The sequence below is a fragment of the Bradyrhizobium sp. genome, from assembly GCF_028868675.1.
Lineage (GTDB): Bacteria > Pseudomonadota > Alphaproteobacteria > Rhizobiales > Xanthobacteraceae > Bradyrhizobium.
Window position 1 is genome coordinate 1 of the sequence record NZ_JAGWUA010000308.1, and the last position, 3,893, is coordinate 3,893.

The window sequence follows — 3,893 nt, forward strand, 5'->3', positions numbered from 1 at the left end:
TGGCGCAGCGTGAAGCCGCGCGCGGGCGGGTCGGGCTGAAGCGGCGCGCTCATGCCGCCGCCTCGGCGTCTGCGCCGGTCAGCTTGGCGAAGGCGCCGGCTATGTCGCGCGCGCCCGTGTCGCGGACGACGTCGCCGACGCGGCCGGTCGCCAGCGTCCTGCCGCGATGGAGCACGACCACGTCGTCCTCGGCGCCGACCTCGTCGATCAGATGCGTGGTCCAGAGCACGCCCAGCCTCTCGTCGCGCACCAGCGCGCGCACATGCGCGACTATGCCGGCGCGCGCTTTCACGTCGAGGCCGACCGTCGGTTCGTCGAGCAGCAGCAGGCGTGGCCCGTGCACCAGCGCGCGGGCGATCTCCACGCGGCGCATCTGCCCGCCCGACAGATTGCGCGCCTTGTCGCCGGCGCGGTCGGCCATGGCGACGCGTTCGAGCGCGGCGAGCCCGCGCTGGCGGGCCTCCTGCGGTCCGATGCCGTGCAGGGCGGCGTGATAGATCAGGTTCTGCATCACCGAGAGGTCGAGGTCGAGCGTGCGCGCCTGAAACACCACGCCGAGCCGCCGCAGGGCCTCGCCGGGCTCGGCGGCGACGTCATGGCCGAAGATCGATATGCGCCCGGAGCGGGCGGCGAACAGCCGCGTCACCAGCGAGAACAGCGTGCTCTTGCCGGCGCCGTTGAGGCCGAGCAGCGCGGTGAAGCTCGCCGGCGCGACGGAGAAGGAGACGTCGATCAGGGCGCGGCGCGCGCCGTAGGCGTGACTGACGCCGTCGATCGACAGCGCCGCGGCCCCGGCCGGATCGGGCCGGGGCGCGGCGTCGCGGAGCGTGGCGATGGGAGAGGCCGTCGTCATGGCGCGATCGTGATTCCCCAGGGCAGTTCGCCGACCTGGATGGTCTTGATGACCTTCTGGGCCGGCACATCGATCACGGAGACGTCGTTGGAGACGCCGTTGGTGACCAGCAGGTATTTCTCGTCCGGCGTGAACGCCATGTGCCAGACCCGTTGCCCGACCAGCAGATACTTGGTCACCTTGCGCGTGGCGGTATCGACCACGGCGACGCGGTTGGCGGGGCCGAGCGCAATGAACGCGGTCTTGCCGTCCCTGGTCATGCCGATGCCGACCGGCTGGATCGCCTCGCGCCGCAGCCCCGGAATCTCGAAGGTGATCTTGCCCGTCACCACATGCTTGACGGGATCGATGATCGAAACCGTGCCGCCGATCTCCGAGGACACCCAGAGCTCGGAGCCGTCACGCTTGAACTCGGCAAAGCGCGGGCGGGCGTCGACCAGCACGTTGGCGACGATCTGGCGCGAGGCGGTGTCGATGAAATGCGCCATGTTGGTCGTTTCCGACGTGTTGATCAAAATCTTGCCGTCGGGGCTGACGGTCATGCCTTCGGGCTCGACGCCGACCTGGATGTCGCCGAGCCGCACGCGTTTCTCGAGATCGATCACGGTGACCGTGTTGTCGTTCTCGTTCGCGACATAGAGGAGCTTGCCGGCGGCATCCTGAACGAACAGCTCGGGGTCGGGGCCGGAGGGCAGGGTGTCGACGATCGCTTGCGTCTTGGCATCGATCACCTGGATGGTGTCGTCGTCGCCGACCGCGACCATCACGAACTTGCCGTCGCGGGTGAACTCGATGCCGCGCGGGCGCTGGCCGACCTTGATGGTCCTGGTCACGGTCCAGCTCTCGGTATCGATCACCGAAACGGTGTTGCCCTTCTCGTTCGAGACGTAGGCGACGAAGGCGTGCGCGGGCGTTGCCGCGAGCCAGACGACCATCCCGCACAGCAGCCCGGCACGCGACATGCGCGACGTCTCCCTTTTCAGCGCAGCTTGCATTTGCTCTCCGGACGATCGTAGCCGAGCGTATCGAGTTCCGAGACCTGGTGCAAAAACCCTTCCTGCGGCGACACCGAGACCACCATGCGGCCGTCGACCAGAAGGATCGGCTGGCGCAGTTGCAGATTCCAGTCGCGCAGCGTCAGCCGCGTGCCCTTGAAGGCGGCCACGGAAAAATCCGCCCCCTTGATGAAGTCGATGACCTTCTTGGTGTCGCCGGAACTGGTGCGCGAGGTGGCCTCGCCGATCATGCGCACGGCGGTCCAGGCCTGCATGTCGAGCGCCGTCATGCGGCGGTGATTCAGCCTGATGAAGCGGTTCTGCATCTGCACCGCGCCCCACTGGTCCTGCGCCGCGTCCCAGCTCTTCGGCTCGAGCCCCGCCGAGCCCGCCACCGGTCGCGGGTCCCAGGTGCGGTAGGGCAGGTAGTTGGCGAACACCTCGCTCTCGTCGGCGGCGACCAGCACGTCATAGGCCGGGGCCTGCTGGGTGAACACCGGCATCTGGCGCTGGATCAGCGTGACGCCGGAATCGGTACGGCGCGCGCCGCCGGTGTCCTCGAAGGTGCGCTCCTGCACGATCTTGGCGCCGAAGCGCGTGGCGGCGCGCCTGAGCGCATCGGCATAGAGCTTGTCCTCGTCATGCGAGCCGACCACCAGCAGCCAGCGCTTCCACTGCTTCCACACCAGATATTGGGCGAGCGCGTCCGCCAGCATCGAGCGGGTGGGTGCGACATGGATGATGTTGGCGCGGCAATCGGCCTCGCGCAGCCGCTCGTCGATCGCGCCGGCATTGAAGATGAGCGTGCCGCGCTCGCGTAGCGCGTCGGCGGCCTTCAACAGCGCGTCCGCCGGCAGGTCGGCGATGATGAAGCCGTTGCGCTCGGCGAGCGCTGCCGCCACTTGCGCGACGTCCTCGCCCGCCTTGAGGCGACGCTCCTCCAGTGTGAAACGCTGGTTGAGGAATTTTCCGGTCGTGTTGTTGTCGTCGATCGCGAGCCGCGCACCGGCGACGCCGTCATTCTCGGCGGGCTGTTCGACCAGCGACAGGGTCGCGCGGGTACCGACATGGCCGAGATAGCCGATCCCGATCTCCGTCGGATCGGCGGCGCGCGCGCTGGTTGCGACCGCGCCAGGGCCGATCGACAGGCCGATCGACAGCACGGCCACCCATCGGATCATGAATCCTCCATCCGTCCTCCCCGGCTTGAACGTCGGTGGAGGCATTTTGCGCCTTGAAACATGACCGATTTGGCCTAGCTTGCAACCCCGCATTTCGTCGTCGCGCCGGCGCAGTCTTTTGGGATCACGATCATGCGAGCGCTGCTGCTGGCCGCCTCATTGTTGACGAGTTCGGCCGCGCTCGCCGATCCGCCAAAGCTCGCTGTGTTCGATTTCGAGCTGATCGACACCAGCCTGCCGGGCGAGGTCTATGGCTCGAAGCCGGAGCTGGAGCGGACGCAGCGCGTCGGCGATCAGTTGCGCAAGGCGCTGGCGGAGTCCGGCAGGTTCCGGCTGCTCGACATCGCGCCGGTCAGCGCCGCCGCCCACGCCAGCAATCTGCAGGCCTGCGGCGGCTGCGACGTCAGGCTCGCGGAGCAATTGGGCGCGGACCTCGAGATCACCGGCGTGGTGCAGAAGGTCTCGAACCTGATCCTCAATCTCAACATCTACCTGCGCGACGTCCACACCGGCCATCTCGTCACGGTCGCGAGCGCCGACATGCGCGGCAACACCGACGAATCCTGGTCGCGCGCGATGAGCTATCTCGTCAAGAACCGTCTGCTCGCGCCGAATTGGGGCCGGCCGGAGTAAGAAAGCTCACGCCGTCAGCCTTGCGGCGTGCCAGTGCAGATGATCGCTCATGAAGGTGGAGATGAAATAATAGCTGTGGTCGTAGCCGGCCTGGCGGCGTAGCGTCAGCGGGATATTCGCCTTCGTGCAGGCGGCCTGCAGCAGCTCGGGACGGAGCTGCTCGGTCAAAAACTGGTCGGCATCGCCATAGTCGACCAGGAAGCCTGAGAATTTTGCGCCGTCCTCGATCAG

5 protein-coding genes are annotated in these 3,893 nt (G+C 67.4%); 1 reads left to right on the forward strand and 4 read right to left on the reverse strand.

Annotated elements, in window-relative coordinates:
* Nucleotides 1-49 precede the first annotated feature (49 nt).
* From KGM94_RS24160 to KGM94_RS24170, 3 genes are read right to left on the reverse strand one after another with little or no spacing between them, the layout of a single operon-like run.
* Nucleotides 50-853, reverse strand: a complete 804-nt coding sequence (locus tag KGM94_RS24160; protein WP_300264917.1) for an ABC transporter ATP-binding protein — start codon at nucleotides 851-853, stop codon at nucleotides 50-52.
* Nucleotides 850-1,848: a YVTN family beta-propeller repeat protein gene (locus KGM94_RS24165; RefSeq protein WP_300264920.1), complete on the reverse strand. Its 999-nt coding sequence runs from the start codon at nucleotides 1,846-1,848 to the stop codon at nucleotides 850-852. The genes KGM94_RS24160 and KGM94_RS24165 overlap by 4 nt, the downstream gene beginning before the upstream one ends.
* Nucleotides 1,833-3,029 (reverse strand): ABC transporter substrate-binding protein, encoded by a 1,197-nt coding sequence (locus KGM94_RS24170; protein ID WP_300264923.1) that lies wholly within the window; start codon nucleotides 3,027-3,029, stop codon nucleotides 1,833-1,835. The genes KGM94_RS24165 and KGM94_RS24170 overlap by 16 nt, the downstream gene beginning before the upstream one ends.
* 132 nt (nucleotides 3,030-3,161) lie before the next feature.
* On the opposite strand from KGM94_RS24170, the gene KGM94_RS24175 reads away from it, so the two are divergent.
* A complete protein-coding gene (locus KGM94_RS24175) occupies nucleotides 3,162-3,662 on the forward strand; it encodes a DUF3280 domain-containing protein (RefSeq protein WP_300264926.1) in 501 nt (166 codons plus the stop codon).
* Between the two features lie 6 nt (nucleotides 3,663-3,668).
* On the opposite strand, the gene KGM94_RS24180 is transcribed toward KGM94_RS24175, so the two are convergent.
* A partial coding sequence (locus tag KGM94_RS24180) for an alpha/beta hydrolase-fold protein (protein WP_300264928.1) occupies nucleotides 3,669-3,893 on the reverse strand: 225 nt, incomplete at its 5' end.

What these genes read in the sequence shown, in the direction of transcription:
- KGM94_RS24165 (WP_300264920.1), bottom strand. Translation starts at nt 1,848, where the DNA reads ATGCAAGCTGCGCTGAAAAGGGAGACGTCGCGCATGTCGCGTGCCGGG.
- KGM94_RS24170 (WP_300264923.1), bottom strand. Translation starts at nt 3,029, where the DNA reads ATGATCCGATGGGTGGCCGTGCTGTCGATCGGCCTGTCGATCGGCCCT.
- KGM94_RS24175 (WP_300264926.1), top strand. Translation starts at nt 3,162, where the DNA reads ATGCGAGCGCTGCTGCTGGCCGCCTCATTGTTGACGAGTTCGGCCGCG.
- KGM94_RS24160 (WP_300264917.1), bottom strand. Translation starts at nt 853, where the DNA reads ATGACGACGGCCTCTCCCATCGCCACGCTCCGCGACGCCGCGCCCCGG.